This window comes from Streptomyces sp. NBC_01237 (assembly GCF_035917275.1).
Taxonomy (GTDB): Bacteria; Actinomycetota; Actinomycetes; order Streptomycetales; family Streptomycetaceae; genus Streptomyces.
Genome location: NZ_CP108508.1, coordinates 6,277,672 through 6,292,650 on the forward strand (window position 1 = coordinate 6,277,672; position 14,979 = coordinate 6,292,650).

The following is a 14,979-nucleotide window of genomic DNA, read 5'->3' on the forward strand; positions in this document are numbered from 1 at the left end:
TTCACTCCTCGCCCTGCGCCTGGATCGCCGTGATGGCCACGGTGTTGACGATGTCCTGCACGAGCGCGCCGCGCGACAGGTCGTTGACCGGCTTGCGCAGCCCCTGGAGCACCGGGCCGACGGCGACCGCGCCCGCCGAGCGCTGCACGGCCTTGTAGGTGTTGTTGCCGGTGTTCAGGTCCGGGAAGATCAGCACGGTCGCCTGCCCCGCCACCTCGGAGCCGGGCAGCTTCGTCGCCGCGACGGACGGCTCGACGGCCGCGTCGTACTGGATCGGGCCCTCGACGCTCAGCTCCGGCCGCAACGCCCGCACCCGCTCCGTCGCCTCGCGCACCTTGTCGACGTCCGCGCCGGAGCCGGAGGTGCCCGTCGAGTACGACAGCATCGCGATCCGCGGCTCCACCCCGAACCGGGCGGCCGTCACCGCGGACTGCATGGCGATGTCCGCGAGCTGCTCGGCGTCCGGGTCCGGATTGACCGCGCAGTCGCCGTACACGAGCACCTTGTCGGCCAGGCACATGAAGAAGACCGAGGAGACGATCGAGGCGTCCGGCTTGGTCTTGATGATCTCGAAGGCCGGGCGGATCGTCGCCGCGGTCGAGTGCACCGAACCGGAGACCATCCCGTCCGCCAGGCCCTCCTGGACCATCAGGGTGCCGAAGTAGTTCACGTCGGCGACCACGTCGTAGGCGAGTTCCACCGTCACTCCGCGGTGCGCGCGCAGCTCGGCGTACCGCTCCGCGAAGTTCTGGCGCAGTTCGGAGGCCTGCGGGTCGATCAGCTGCGTCCCGGCGAGATCGATGCCGAGGTCCGCGGCCTTCTTGCGGATCACGTCGACGTCGCCGAGGAGGGTCAGATCGCAGACGTCCCGGCGCAGCAGCACATCGGCGGCGCGCAGCACGCGCTCCTCGGTGCCCTCGGGCAGCACCACCCGGCGCCGGTTCGCACGGGCCTGCTCCAGCAGTTCGTGCTCGAACATCATCGGCGTGACCCGGCCGCTGCGGGCCACCGAGATCCGCTCCAGCAGGGCGCCGGTGTCCACATGGCGCTCGAAGAGGCCGAGCGCGGTCTCCGCCTTGCGGGGCGTCGCCGCGTTCAACTTGCCCTCCAGCGTGAAGAGTTCCGCGGCGGTGGGGAAGGAGCCGCCGGCCACCGAGACGACCGGGGTGCCCGGTGCGAGCCGGGAGGCCAGGGTGAGTATCTCCTCGCCGGGGCGCTCGTTCAGGGTCAGCAGCACGCCCGCTATCGGCGGGGTGCCCGCACTGTGCGCGGCCAGTGATCCGACGACCAGATCGGCCCGGTCGCCGGGGGTGACGACGAGGCAGCCCGGGGTCAGCGCGTTCAGCAGGTTCGGCAGCATCGCGCCGCCGAACACGAAGTGCAGCGCGTCCCTGGCCAGGCCCGCGTCGTCGCCGAGCAGCACCGTGCCGTCCAGCGCGGCGGTGACCTGGGCGACGGTGGGCGCCGAGAGCGCCGGGTCGTCGGGCAGCACCGAGACGGGGACGGGCAGCCGGGCGGCGAGCCGCTCGGCGATGATCTCGCGGTCCTCGGACGCCACCCGGTTCACCACCATCGACAGGACGTCGCAGCCGAGCCCGGCGTACGCGCGGTAGGCGTTGCGCGTCTCGGCCCGCACGGACTCCGCGGTCTGGTCCTTGCCGCCGACCACCGCGATCACCGAGGCGCCGAACTCGTTGGCCAGCCGGGCGTTGAGCGCCAGCTCGTCGGGGAGCTGGGTGTCGGCGAAGTCGCTGCCGAGCACCAGGACCACCTCGTACTCCCGGGCCACCTGATGGAAGCGCTCGACGAGCCGGGAGACCAGTTCGTCGGTACCCTGTTCCGCCTGTATCGCCGAGGCCTCGTGATAGTCCAGGCCGTAGACGGTGGCGGGGCTCTGGGAGAGCCGGTAGCGGGCCCGCAGCAGCTCGAAGAGCCGGTCGGGGCCGTCATGGACCAGCGGCCGGAAGACACCGACCCGGTCCACCTGGCGCGTCAGAAGCTCCATGACTCCCAGGTCGACGACCTGACGGCCGTCCCCCCGGTCGATCCCCGTCACGTACACGCTGCGCGCCACGCGTGCTCTCCCGTCCTGATTGGGTGGATTTGGCTGGCATTGCTTTTTGACGATACCCGCGCGGACAGCCGAGCCGCCCGCCGGAGTGACCCATCGCCGAGCCGGGCCGTGTCCGCGGCGTTCCGCCGTGCCCGGGGCCGGCCGAAGGGCAGGTCCGAGGTCCTTCGCCCGTTGCCCGGGACCGGGACCCACGCCCCCCGACGGCAGGACCTCCGGCCCGCCGCGTCGCGGACCTTCGCCCCCGGTTCTCCCGTTGTTCTCCCGCCGGACCGGCCGAAAGCGCGAGGTCCGGACCAGGCGTGGGACAATCGTCACGGCTCACGGTACGGGGGATTCTTCGGCTGGCCCCCGAACAGCGCGGCACTAGCGAGCAGGAGACACAGCACGATGCGCATCGGAATTCTCACCGCAGGCGGCGACTGCCCTGGCCTGAACGCAGTGATCCGGTCGGTCGTGCACCGTGCCGTCGTGGGTCACGGCGATGAAGTCATCGGGTTCGAGGACGGCTTCAAGGGCCTGCTCGACGGTCACTTCCGCCCACTGGACCTCAACGCGGTCAGCGGCATCCTGGCCCGCGGCGGCACGATCCTGGGCTCGGCCCGGCTGGAGCGCGACCGGCTGCGCGAAGCCGCCGAGAACTGCGGCGAGCTGAGCCGCCGGTACGGCATAGACGCCCTCATCCCGATCGGCGGCGAGGGCACGCTCACCGCCGCCCGGATGCTCTCCGACGCGGGCATGCCGGTCGTCGGCGTACCGAAGACCATCGACAACGACATCTCCGCCACCGACCGCACTTTCGGTTTCGACACCGCGGTGGGCGTCGCCACCGAGGCCATAGACCGCCTCAAGACCACCGCCGAATCGCATCAGCGGGTCATGGTCGTCGAGGTGATGGGCCGGCACGCGGGCTGGATCGCGCTGGAGTCCGGGATGGCGGGCGGTGCGCACGGCATCTGCCTGCCCGAGCGGCCGTTCCAGGTCGACGACCTGGTCAAAATGGTCGAGGAGCGCTTCGCACGCGGCAAGAAGTTCGCCGTCATCTGCGTCGCCGAGGGCGCGCACCCGGCCGAGGGTTCGATGCCGTACGCCAAGGGCGCGATCGACCAGTACGGCCACGAGCGCTTCCAGGGCATCGGCAACCGCCTGGCCGTCGAGCTGGAGACCCGGCTCGGCAAGGAGGCCCGACCGGTCATTCTCGGCCATGTCCAGCGCGGCGGCACGCCGACCGCGTACGACCGGGTGCTCGCGACCCGGTTCGGCTGGAACGCGGTGGAGGCCGCCCACCGCGGTGATTTCGGCCGGATGACCGCCTTGCGCGGAAACGCGATCGTCATGGTGCCGCTCGCGGACGCGGTCACCCGGCTGAAGACCGTGCCCGACGACCGGATGTACGAGGCCGAGTCGGTGTTCTGACCCGCTCACGGCCCGTTCCCCTCCGCGCCCGGCCCCCGGGCAGCACCTGCGGCCCTGACCGTCCCCCGTGGACGGTCAGGGCCGCATACCGTTCCCCCCTCCGGTATGTGCCGCAATCCACTCCTGAGCCCCGCGTGGAACTCCTCGCCGCCTCTGTCCCCGCCGGTACGGCGGGCCGCCTCTCCCCGTGACCGCGCCCGCGCCGGCCGCCTACACGCCCGCCGTCCGCCAGAAGTGGTCGATGATCCGCGACAGGAACGCCCGCCCCGCGTCCCCGGTGGCCCCGGACCGCTCCCCACCGGTGCTGCTCCAGCTCAGCGTCGACACCATCAGCGCCTGGTAATCGGCGTGCAGCTGCTCCAGCACGTCCTGGACCAGACGCCGCTCCAGCGGGACGATCCTGGACACCGGGCGCACATACGCCTGCCAGCGCGTCGTGACGGCACTGTTCAGCAGCTCCGCCAGTTCCTCGTTGCGGCCGGTCACGGTGAGGAACTGCGCGGGCGACAGATTCAGCGCCTCGCGCAGCGCGGCGGACTGCCGCTCGTTGCCCCGCCAGCGCCCCGACTCCTCCATCCGCAGGTACGAGGACCCGGTCATCCCGAGCTGCCGGGCCAGGTCGTCCACCGTGAGGTTCCGGGTCATCCGGTGCTCCCGCAACGTGGAAGCCGCCGCCAGCAGTTCGCCCGGCGCGCACCACAGCACCCCGGCGAGTGCCGTGAGCTCCCGTTCGTCCGGTGCGGCGGCCCCGCGCTCCCAGGCCATCACCGTCTCGGCGCTGATGCGGAGACCGTACTGGGCGGCGAGACCGTAGGCGACATGACCGGGTGCCATCCCCAGAGCCTCGCGAAGTCGGCGCGCGGCGGGGGCGTGAAACGGCGGGGTGGGGTGCACGGCCCCACCGTAGAAGTCGGAAACGGGCCTGGCTACGGTACGTTCCGCCCAGAACATGCTTCGTAGGAAACTCCTAGGACGAACCGGGGCCAATCCGAGGCGGCCGGCGCCCCTGCCGCCCCGTCGCCCTCCGTCGCCCCCCTCACCCCTTCACCGCACCTCCGAGCGCGAATCCGCCGCCCAGCCGGCGCGAGATCAGGATGTACAGCAGCAGTACGGGAGTGGAGTACAGGATCGAGAACGCCGCCAGCTGCCCGTAGATCACGGAGCCGTAGTTGCCGAAGAACGTGAAGATCGAGACGGACGCGGGCAGCTGCTCGGGGGAGAGCAGCAGCATGAACGGGACGAAGAAGTTCCCCCACAGCATGATGAAGGTGTAGATCGTCACCACTCCCACGCCCGGTCCCATGATCGGCAGCACCACCCGCAGCAGGGTCTGCGTCATGGACGCCCCGTCCGTCCAGGCCGCCTCCTCCAGGACCTTCGGTACGCCGTCCATGAAGTTCTTCATCAGCCATATGGCGAACGGCAGTTGGGAGGTGGCGAGGAACAGCGCCGTGCCGTGCATCGTGTCGATCAGGTCCACCCGCACGAAGAGCCCGTACACCGGCACCATGATCGCGGTGATCGGCAGACACGTCGTGAACAGGATCGTCAGCAGGAACGGGCGGTTGAAGCGCGAGCGGTGGCGGGAGAGCGGATACGCGGCGAGTGCCGCGCACACCACCGTCAGCAGGGTCGCACCGCCGCACAGCAGCAGACTGTTGAGCATCGGGGTGAAGGTGATCTCGTCGGTGAGCACCGCGTCGAAGTTGTCCAGGGTGGGGGACGTCGGCGGACGCACCCGCAGATTCGCCTCGCTGTCCACCGAGGCGAACAGCAGCCACAGCAGCGGCAGCGCGAACGACGCGGCCACCAGCAGCAGGGCCCCGTCGGCCGCGAGCCGGGCCCGGGTGCGGCGGGTCGCCATCACACCTCCACCTTCATCAGCCGCAGGTAGACCACCGAGAACAGCGCCCCGACCAGGAGCAGCAGCAGCGCCACCGCCGTCCCGTAGCCGATCAGGCTGTTGACGAACGCCTGGTCGTACATGAACACCGGGAGGGTCTGACTGCGGTTGCCGGGACCGCCCCGGGTCATGGCCCAGATCAGCCCGAAGACGGAGAGCGTGGAGAGGGTGTTCAGCATCAGGTTGGTGCCGATGGAACGCCGGATCATCGGCAGCGTGACGTGCCACAGCCTGCGCGGCCCGCTCGCCCCGTCGACCTCGGCGGCCTCCTTGATGTCCTGCGGGATCTCCGACAGCGCCGCCGAGTAGATCAGCATCGAGAACGCCGTACCGCGCCACACGTTCGCGAACGACACCGCGAGGATGGGCAGCGTGAACAGCCAGTTCTGGGACGGCAGATGGAGCCAGTCCAGGATCACGTTCAGCGTGCCCTCGCGGCGGAAGAACGCGTACAGCAGGAAGGCCGCCACGATCTCCGGCAGTACCCAGGACGTGATGACGACCGCTCCCGCCACCGTACGGACCGGGCGGGACGCGGCCCGCATCAGTCCGGCCAGCGCCAGGCCCAGCGTGTTCTGGCCGACGATCGAGGACAGGAAGGTGAAGACGAGGGTCAGGACGACGGCGTTGCGGAAGTCGTCGTCGCCGAAGGCCCGGCGGAAGTTGTCGAGGCCGACGAAGGACGAGCCGGACGCCCCGGTGAGCTGGGTGTCGGTGAACGCGATCCAGACGCAGTAGCCGATGGGCCCGGCGAGGAAGAGCACCAGCAGCACGACGGCGGGGGTCACCGGCAGCCAGCGGGCCACCCGCGCCCGTCCGCCCCCGGCAGCGCCCCCGTCCCCGGCGCCCTCCGGAGCCCCGGCCTCCGCGCCGCTCACCCGCCGACGACCGCGTCGCCGACGATCGTCCTCAGCTGCTCGTCGTACTCCTTCGCCGCCGATCCGGGTGAGCCGTCACCCGTCGTCACCTTCTCCATCGCCTCACCGATCGCCGTCGACACCTGCGGATAGACGGGCAGCGCCGGACGGTAGTGCGTGTGGTCCACGAGTGCCGTGAAGAACTCGATGCCCGGCATGGACCTCAGATACGCCGGGTCCCGCGCCACGTCCTCCCGCACGGCGATCTGCGCGCCCACCACGTCCCAGGTGGCCGCGTTGCGGGCGGTCTGGAGCGTCTCGATGAACTCCCAGGCCAGATCGGGGTTCTTCGCCTTCTGCGGGATGGCCCAGGCCCAGCCGCCGGACATCGACACCTTCCCGGGCGCCTGGCCGTGCTGCGTCGGCATCGGGGCCTGCCCGAGCGTCGTCTCCCACTCCGGCCAGGCCCTCGGCCCGCCGTTGATCCAGTTCTGGCCCATCCAGGAGCCGTCCAGCGAGATCGCGAGCTTCCCCTCGGGGAACAGCTCGGTGGCCACCTTGGTGCCGATGTTCGGGTCCAGCGCGTCCGAGGGGTCCGGGCCGAGCTTCTCCCCGTACACGCTCTCCACGAAGGCGAGCGCGTCCTTGAATCCCTTGCCGCCCGCCACCCACTTCTTCGCCGTCGCGTCGTAGAGCGGGTCCGCGCCCGTGCCGTACAGCAGCATCTCGAAGCCCTGCATCACCGCCGCCTCACCGGGACCCTTGCCGGTGTACACGTTCAACGGGATGACGCCGGGGACCTTCCTCTTCACCGTGCGCGCCGCGTCCAGGAGCTCGTCCCAGTTCTTCGGCCGCCAGTCGGCCGGCAGACCCGCCTTCGCGAAGATCTCCTTGTTGAACCAGAGGCCACGGGTGTCGGTGCCGTCGGGGACGCCGTACGTCCTGCCGTCCTCCGCCTTCGCCGCCGTCTTCGCCGAGTCCACGAACCGGTCCCAGGTGTCCCACCTCGCCAGATACGGATCCAGCGGACGCAGATACCCGGCCTTGATGTCGGAGTTGATCCGGAACGTGTCCTCGTACACCAGGTCCGGGGCCGTCTTCGGCGAGCGCATCATCTGCTGCGCCTTGGTGGCGTAGTCGTTGTCCGGCGCCTGGATCGGCACCAGCTTGACCTTCTTGCCGGGGTGCTCCTTCTCGAACTGCTCCTTGACGGACTGGAAATGCTTGTCCTTGAAGCGGATCTTGTTGTCCGTGGAGCGGTTGTACGCGACCTTCACGGTGTCCGGGTCACTGTCGGAACCGGAGGAGCAGGCGGTGAGCGAACCGGCGGCGAGCACGGTGGCTGCGGCGGCGAGGATCAGTGGGGCGGTGGGGCGCACGGGCACGACCTCCTCATGGCCACGAGGGCTGACCGTGACCGTAGGTCCGGCCCGACGAGGAGGTCAATGCCCTTGCGGCAAGCGCTTGTTGTGCTCCGGGGCCCGTGGTGTCAGCGGCCGTGCGCCAGCCACCGGTAGTGCAGCTCCGGGCGCCCCACCTGACCGTAGTGCGGACGCCGTGCGGCGCTGCCCACCGTCACCAGATGCTCCAGGTAACGGCGCGCGGTGATCCGCGAGATCCCCAGCTCCTCCCCGGCGGCCGCCGCGGTCACCCCGTCCGGGGCCGTCCGCAGCACCCGGGTCACCGCCTCCAGCGTCGGACCGCTCAGCCCTTTGGGCAGCGAGGCGGGATGCGCGACGCGCAGTGCGCCCAGGGCCCGGTCCACCTCCTCCTGCCCGCTCGCCTCACCGGCCGCCGCCCGGAACTCCGCGTACCGCACCAGCCGGTCCCGCAGGGTCGGATACGTGAACGGCTTCAGCACGTACTGCACCACCCCGAGCGACACCCCTTCCCGGACCACCGCGAGGTCGCGCGCCGACGTCACGGCGATCACATCGGCCCCGTGACCGGCCGCCCGCAGCGCCCGCAGCAGTTGCAGCCCGTGCCCGTCGGGCAGATAGAGATCCAGCAGCAGCAGATCCACCGGCGTACGGTCCAGCGCCCGCACCGCCTCCGCCCGCGTGTGCGCCACGGCGGCCACCTCGAAACCCGGCACCCGGCCCACGTACAGCTGATGGGCGTCGGCGGCCACCGGATCGTCCTCCACCACCAGTACCCGGATCATGCGGTGACCTCCTTCGCCGTACGGTCCCCGAGGGGCAGCCGGACCGTGAACCGTGCGCCGCCGTCCGGCCCCCGGTCCAGTTCGACCGTGCCGCCGTTGCGGTGCGCGGCCTGCCGCACCAGCGCCAGGCCGAGCCCGCGCCCGGCGCCGTGCGTCGACCAGCCGCGCCGGAACACCTCGGCCGCGTCGTCCGGGCCGATGCCCGCCCCGGTGTCGGCGACCCGCAACAGGAGCAGGCCGTCCACGGCGAGGGCGGTCACGGTGACCCGGGCGCGGGACGAGCCGCGCTGAGCGGGGACGGAGCCGGTGCCGGGTGCGGGGACGGCGTCGGGGCCCGCGCCGCGTCCCGGGGTGCCGCTCGCCGCCTCCGACGCCGCCTCGACCGCGTTGTCGATCAGATTCCCCAGGATCGTCACCAGATCGCGCTGCGCCGGGCCGCCCGGCAGTGCCCCGTCGTCGATCAGGCTGTCGTCCGCCAGCACCAGCTCCACCCCCCGCTCGTTCGCCTGCGCCGCCTTGCCCAGGAGCAGCGCCGCCAGCACGGGTTCCGCGACCGCGCCCACGACCCGGTCCGTCAGCTCCTGCGCCAGCTCCAGTTCGGCCGTGGCGAACCCCACGGCCTCCTCCACCCGGCCCAGCTCGATCAGCGAGACCACCGTGTGCAGCCGGTTCGCCGCCTCGTGCGCCTGGGAACGCAACGCCTGCGTGAACCCGCGCTCCGAGTCCAGCTCGCCCGACAGCGCCTGCAACTCGGTGTGGTCCCGCAGCGTCACCACCGTGCCGCGCCGCTCGCCGCCCACCACCGGGCGGGTGTTGACCACGATCACCCGGTCCGCCGTCAGATGGAGCTCGTCGACCCGCGCTTCGGAATCCAGCAGTGCCCCGGTCAACGGGGCGGGCAGCGCCAGCTCGTCGACCTTCCGGCCGACCGCCCCCGGCGCCAGGCCCAGCAGCTCCCGGCCCGCGTCGTTGATCAGTGCGATCCGGCGCCGCCCGTCCAGCATCAGCAGCCCCTCGCGCACCGCGTGCAGCGTGGCCTGGTGGTAGTCGTGGAGCCGGCTCAGTTCGGCGGCGTTCATGCCGTGGGTGTGCCGTCGCAGCCGGGCGTTGATCACATACGTACCGAGCCCGCCGAGCGCCAGCGCACCGCCCGCCGCGAGGCCGAGCGCGCCCAGCTGGTCGCGGACCTGGGTGGAGACCCGCTCCACGGTGATGCCCGCACTGACCAGGCCGGTGATCCTCCCCCCGTCGCGGACCGGTGTCACCACCCGTATCGAGGGCCCGAGCGTGCCGGTGTACGTCTCCGTGAACGTCTCGCCGCGCAGCGCCTGTTCGGTGTGCCCCAGGAAGGTGTCGCCGATCAGCCCGGAGTCCGGGTGCGTCCAGCGCACCCCGTCCGGGTCCATGATCGTGACGAAGGCGATCCCGGTGTCCCTGCGCACCTGTTCCGCGTACGGCTGGAGTTCGGCGGACGGGTCCGGGGTGCGGATGGCCTCCCGTACGGAGGGGGAACCGGCCACCGCGATGGCGGCCGCCCGTACCTGCCTCGTCGCGGTCTCCTCGGCCTGCCCGCTCCCGGAGACGTACGCGAAGAACGCGCATCCGGCGACCACGGCGGCCACCAGCACGACCTGCATGGCGAAGAGCTGGCCGGCCAGGCTGCGGGGGCGGGTACGGGGGAGGCGCATGGCCCCCAGTCTGCCTGCCCCGGCCGGCCGGTCCGCCGATGGCCGGAAAGCGCCTGTGAACGATATGAACGCAAGGGTGACCGGGGTCACAGGGAGGTGGATAGTCACCGGAGCCCCCAGGGACGGGGAGCGCCCACGACCGAGCCGAGGAGGCCCCCGTGGCAGTGTCAGCCGCTCAGCGGGACCGAACCCATTATCTGTACATCGCCGTGATCGGTGCCGTGGTTCTCGGCGTTCTCGTGGGCTTCGTGGCCCCCGGGGTCGCCGTGGAGCTGAAGCCCATCGGAACCGGCTTCGTGAACCTGATCAAGATGATGATCTCCCCGATCATCTTCTGCACGATCGTGCTCGGCGTCGGCTCCGTCCGCAAGGCCGCCAAGGTCGGTGCCGTCGGCGGGCTCGCGCTCGGCTACTTCCTGGTCATGTCGACCGTCGCCCTCGCGATCGGCCTGATCGTCGGCAACATCCTGGAGCCCGGCTCGGGTCTCCACCTCACCGAGGCGGCCCGTGCCGCAGGTGAGAAGCAGGCGGCGGGCGCCAGTGAGTCGACCGTGGACTTCCTGCTCGGCATCATCCCGACCACCATGGTCTCCGCCTTCACCGCGGGCGAAGTGCTCCAGACCCTGCTCGTCGCGCTCCTCGCGGGCTTCGCGCTCCAGGCCATGGGCGCGGCCGGTGAACCGGTCCTGCGCGGCATCGGCCACATCCAGCGCCTCGTCTTCCGCATCCTCGCCATGATCATGTGGGCGGCCCCCGTCGGAGCGTTCGGAGCGATGGCGGCGGTGGTCGGCGAGACCGGCCTGGACGCGCTGAAGTCCCTCGCGATCATCATGATCGGCTTCTACGTCACCTGCGCGCTGTTCGTCTTCGTGGTGCTCGGCACGATCCTGCGGCTGGTCGCCGGGGTCAACCTGATCTCGCTGCTGAAGTACCTGGGACGCGAGTTCCTGCTGATCCTGTCCACCTCCTCCTCCGAGTCGGCGCTGCCGCGGCTGATCGCGAAGATGGAGCACCTGGGTGTCAGCAAGCCGGTCGTCGGCATCACCGTGCCGACCGGCTACTCCTTCAACCTCGACGGCACCGCGATCTACCTGACGATGTCCTCCCTGTTCATCGCCAACGCGATGGGGGACCCGCTGAGCGCGAGCGAGCAGATCTCGCTCCTCGTCTTCATGGTGATCGCCTCGAAGGGCGCGGCGGGTGTCACGGGCGCCGGTCTCGCCACCCTCGCGGGCGGCCTCCAGTCGCACCGCCCCGATCTGGTCGACGGCGTCGGCCTGATCGTCGGCATCGACCGTTTCATGAGCGAGGCGCGCGCCCTGACGAACTTCGCGGGCAACGCGGTCGCCACGGTCCTGGTCGGGACCTGGACGAAGGAGATCGACAAGGAGCGCGTGGACCGGGTCCTCTCCGGCAAGGTCCCCTTCGACGAGAGGACGCTCGTCGACGACCACGCCCCGGCGGCGGACGTCCCGGAGCCGCGCGGGGACGGCAAGCTGCCGGCGAAGGTCTGACACTCCGGAACACGGACGTCATCGGGTCCTCGGCCACCCGGGCCGGGGCAGCGGGACCGTCAACGGCCCGGCTGCCCCGGCCCGTTGCTGAACAGCGGTACAACCACGGAGGGACGGCGGGTGTCTTCCGTACAGGTAACGAGTTCCGTCACGCGTCACACAGAGGACCCCATATGAACCAGACCCAGACCGTCCGTCGCATCCTGCGCGGGGGAGTCGGTTCGCTCGCGGCGATCGCGCTGATCGGGCTGGGCGCCACACCGGCGCTCGCCGACGAGGGGGAGCCCGACCTCGGGATCGGGAATCTCGCCCGGATCACCGGAGCCGAGCCCGGCAAAGGCTTCGGCATGCCGTTCTCGGTGCTGAACAAGGGGACCGAGGAGGTGGCGAAGGTCTGGGTCTCCTACGCCGTGTCGCCGGGTCTCCGTGCCGCCGACTCGTACTCCAACTGCCGCTACGGGACCGTTTCCTCCCACGACGAGAACCCCGACTCGCACTACGCGGTCTGCGCCATCGACCAGCCGCTGAAGCCCGGTGTCGTCTACGTCCCCGAGCGGCCGGTCGGGCTCAGGGCGCTGGACTCCGCGCTGTACGACGACGTCTACATGACGGTGAGGGGCACCGAGCCGTCCCCCTCGGGCGACGACGGGGGGCCCGACCCCGTACCGGGCACGGGCGCCCCGCTGAAACTGGTGGAGAAGGGCCCGGCCGACGGGGCCGAACGCGAGAAGCACTCCGAGGACTACGCGGTGGCCGACGTCACCTCGGACAACACCGCCGACTACGCGCTGTCCGGGGCGAAGGTCACCGGCAAGGTGGGCGACAAGGTCACCGCCGAGGTGAAGTTCACCAACGAGGGGCCGGGCTGGGTCTACCTCGAACAGGGCCAGGGTGCCGCGACCGTCGACATCCGGATACCGGCCGGGACGTCGGTCGTGAAGCCGCACGGCTTCTGCCACAAGGTCACCGCGTCGCACTACCGGTGCGGGACTTCGCAGTCCTGGGTCGACGAGAACGGCGGCGAGTCGTACCCCTTCGTGCTCCGGATCGACAAGGCCGTGAAGAAGGCGGTGGGCAAGGTGTCGTTCAGCGGGAAGGCCCGGCCCTTCGACAGGAACGCGGCCAATGACACCGCCGAGATCGTGATCACCGCCGGTCCGGGCGGTGGCAGCGGCGGTACGAGCGGTGGCTCGGGCGGCTCGGGCGGCTCGGGTTCCGGCGGTCCGTCCGGCTCGGGTGGTTCGTCCACCACAGGTGGCTCCGCCGCCGGCGGCGGTACGGGCTCCTCGGCCGGGTCGTCCGGCGGCTCCACGTCCACCGGAGGCACCGGCTCGCAGACGACGACGGGCGGCGGCCTGGCGTCGACCGGGTCGGACTCCACGGTGCCGGTGATCGGCGCGGCGGCGGCGGCCGTGGCGGCGGGCGGCGGGATCTTCTACGCGATGCGCAGGCGGACCGGGGTGCGGAAGTAGCCCCGTACCCCCGTACGCCTCCCAAGTGACGTCGCCGCCGCCGGGCGGCAGGGTGCCGGCCCTGCCGCCCGGCGGCGGGTCCCGTTTCAGGCGGGGAGGGCGTCGACGGTGGGGACGACGGTGCCGAACAGGTCGGTGATCGCGGTGAGGGCAGCCGTCTGCAGCGCGGCGGCGGGCAGGACGGTGCCGTCGGGGGCGGCGAGCGCGCGGGTGGCGGTCGTCTCGGCGACGACGGTGGGGCGGTAGCCGAGGTTGAAGGCGCCCTGGGCGGTGTGGTTGACGCACATGTGCGTCATGAAGCCGCCGAGGACCAGCGCCTTCCCGCTGCCCGGAGCGGCGCCCAGGCCAGTGAGGGTCTTCTCCAGTTCGGTGAGGTGGAAGGCGTTGGGGAACTGCTTGACCACGACCGCCTCGCCGTCCTTCGGCGCGACCTCGTCGCTGAGGGCACCGATATGGGCGCGGATGTCGTAGGGGGTGTTCTCGCCGCCGTCGTTGATGACGTGGACGACGGGGGTGCCCGCCGCACGGGCGCGCTCCAGCAGACGGGCACCGGCCGTGAGGGCCTCCTCGGCGCCTTCCAGGGCCATGACGCCGGTGCGGTAGGTGTTCTGGTAGTCGATCAGGATCAGGACGGAGTCGCTCAGCGCGGCAGGCCGGCTGTCGAGGCCGATCACGTCGCGCAGGGTCGTGGAGGGGTGCTGGTCGGTGCTCATGGTGTGCCTTTCGTAGGGGAACGAGGCATGCCTCGGCTCGATGAGGCATGGCGGAAGGACGCAGGGCGACGCTGTCGGCGTCGCATGCGTAGGGGCGGGACGGGGCGGGTGGGCGGCGAGGGTCAGGCGGTCCGGGTACGGAAGCGGCGGCGGTAGGCCGCCGGGGTGGTGGAGAGCTGCCGTCTGAACGCCCGGTGCAGGGTTTCGACCGAGCCGAGCCCGGCGGCGGCCGCGACCCGGTCGAGCGGGCAGTCGGTGGTCTCCAGCAGGCGCCGGGCCGCCTCGACCCGGGCGGCCTCGACGTAGGCGGCCGGGCCCGCGCCGGTCTCCTGCTTGAACACCCGGGCGAAGTGCCGCTCACTCAGGCACATATGGGCCGCCAGGGCCTCCGCGGACAGGTCCTCGTCGAGGTGCTCGGCGATCCACAGGCGCAGCTCGTCGATGTCGCGGCGGGAGGTGGCGGGCCGGCTGAGCGGCACGGAGAACTGGCTCTGGCCGCCCTGCCGTCTGAGGTACATCACCAGCTGCCGCGCCACCGCCAGGGCGACGTCCTCGCCCTGGTCCTCCGCCACCAGGGCGAGCGCGAGGTCCAGGCAGGCGCTGATCCCGGCGCCGGTCCAGATCCGCCCCCGGTCGGTCCGTACGAAGATCGGGTCCGGGTCGACGGTGACGGCCGGGTGGTCGGCGGCGAGCTGGGCGGCGGTCGACCAGTGGGTGGTCGCCGTCCTCCCGTCGAGGAGTCCGGCCGCGGCCAGCAGGTGAGCGCCCACGCACACGGACGCCACCCGCCGGGCGTGCGGTGCGGTGCGCCTCACCCAGGCCACGACGTCCTGGTCGATGCGCGCGGTGGGGCCGTCCTCGGTCATGTCGACCGCGCCGGGCACCAGGAGCGTGTCCACCTGGCCGCCGACCTCGGAGAACGACAGGTCGGCCAGCAGCCGCACACCGGCCGAGGTCCGCACCTCGCCCCCGGCGGGCCCCGCCAGGCGGACCTCGTACCCGGCGCGGCCCGCGGTCTCCCGGTTGGCCAGGGCGAAGACCTCGGCCGGGCCGGTGACGTCGAGGAGATCGGCATCGGGGAAGACCGCGATGACGACACGGTGGGGAAGGGGCATGCGTCCATCCTCGGGTCCGCCCACGATGACCGCAATGACGATTCCCTGTCACATCCGGACACGCCG

At 71.4% G+C, this 14,979-nt stretch carries 12 protein-coding genes; 3 read left to right on the forward strand and 9 right to left on the reverse strand.

Going from position 1 to position 14,979, the window contains the following annotated elements; genetic code table 11:
• Window position 1 precedes the first annotated feature (1 nt).
• Entirely contained in the window at window positions 2-2,074 is a 2,073-nt protein-coding gene (gene pta / locus OG251_RS28115) for a phosphate acetyltransferase (protein WP_326679730.1), read from the reverse strand.
• Between the two features lie 387 nt (window positions 2,075-2,461).
• Between pta and OG251_RS28120 the strand changes: the two genes are divergently transcribed.
• Window positions 2,462-3,487, forward strand: a complete 1,026-nt coding sequence (locus OG251_RS28120; protein WP_326679731.1) for an ATP-dependent 6-phosphofructokinase — start codon at window positions 2,462-2,464, stop codon at window positions 3,485-3,487.
• Window positions 3,488-3,697: 210 nt separating this feature from the next.
• Here the strand turns inward: OG251_RS28120 and OG251_RS28125 are convergent, their stop codons facing one another.
• From OG251_RS28125 to OG251_RS28150, 6 genes are all read right to left on the reverse strand, one after another.
• Window positions 3,698-4,321, reverse strand: a complete 624-nt coding sequence (locus OG251_RS28125; RefSeq protein ID WP_326679732.1) for a helix-turn-helix domain-containing protein — start codon at window positions 4,319-4,321, stop codon at window positions 3,698-3,700.
• A 202-nt stretch (window positions 4,322-4,523) separates the two neighbouring features.
• A complete protein-coding gene (locus tag OG251_RS28130; RefSeq protein WP_326679733.1) occupies window positions 4,524-5,351 on the reverse strand; it encodes a carbohydrate ABC transporter permease in 828 nt (275 codons plus the stop codon).
• Entirely contained in the window at window positions 5,351-6,196 is an 846-nt protein-coding gene (locus OG251_RS28135; RefSeq protein ID WP_326681440.1) for a carbohydrate ABC transporter permease, read from the reverse strand. The genes OG251_RS28130 and OG251_RS28135 overlap by 1 nt, the downstream gene beginning before the upstream one ends.
• 68 nt (window positions 6,197-6,264) lie before the next feature.
• Complete coding sequence (locus OG251_RS28140; RefSeq protein ID WP_326679734.1) at window positions 6,265-7,626, reverse strand: ABC transporter substrate-binding protein; 1,362 nt, start codon at window positions 7,624-7,626, stop codon at window positions 6,265-6,267.
• A 110-nt stretch (window positions 7,627-7,736) separates the two neighbouring features.
• Window positions 7,737-8,411, reverse strand: coding sequence for a response regulator (locus OG251_RS28145; RefSeq protein ID WP_266802728.1), 675 nt, complete (start codon window positions 8,409-8,411; stop codon window positions 7,737-7,739).
• Window positions 8,408-10,099, reverse strand: a complete 1,692-nt coding sequence (locus OG251_RS28150) for a sensor histidine kinase (RefSeq protein ID WP_326679735.1) — start codon at window positions 10,097-10,099, stop codon at window positions 8,408-8,410. Before OG251_RS28150 ends, OG251_RS28145 begins: the two co-directional genes overlap by 4 nt.
• Window positions 10,100-10,257: 158 nt before the next feature.
• Between OG251_RS28150 and OG251_RS28155 the strand changes: the two genes are divergently transcribed.
• Window positions 10,258-11,613, forward strand: coding sequence for a cation:dicarboxylate symporter family transporter (locus tag OG251_RS28155; protein ID WP_326679736.1), 1,356 nt, complete (start codon window positions 10,258-10,260; stop codon window positions 11,611-11,613).
• 173 nt (window positions 11,614-11,786) lie between these two features.
• Window positions 11,787-13,085, forward strand: a complete 1,299-nt coding sequence (locus OG251_RS28160; protein WP_326679737.1) for a peptidase — start codon at window positions 11,787-11,789, stop codon at window positions 13,083-13,085.
• 86 nt (window positions 13,086-13,171) lie between these two features.
• On the opposite strand, the gene OG251_RS28165 is transcribed toward OG251_RS28160, so the two are convergent.
• Together OG251_RS28165 and OG251_RS28170 are read right to left on the reverse strand one after the other, a co-directional pair.
• Window positions 13,172-13,798, reverse strand: a complete 627-nt coding sequence (locus OG251_RS28165; RefSeq protein ID WP_326679738.1) for a cysteine hydrolase family protein — start codon at window positions 13,796-13,798, stop codon at window positions 13,172-13,174.
• A 122-nt stretch (window positions 13,799-13,920) separates the two neighbouring features.
• Window positions 13,921-14,913 (reverse strand): GlxA family transcriptional regulator, encoded by a 993-nt coding sequence (locus OG251_RS28170; RefSeq protein WP_326679739.1) that lies wholly within the window; start codon window positions 14,911-14,913, stop codon window positions 13,921-13,923.
• Window positions 14,914-14,979 lie beyond the last annotated feature (66 nt).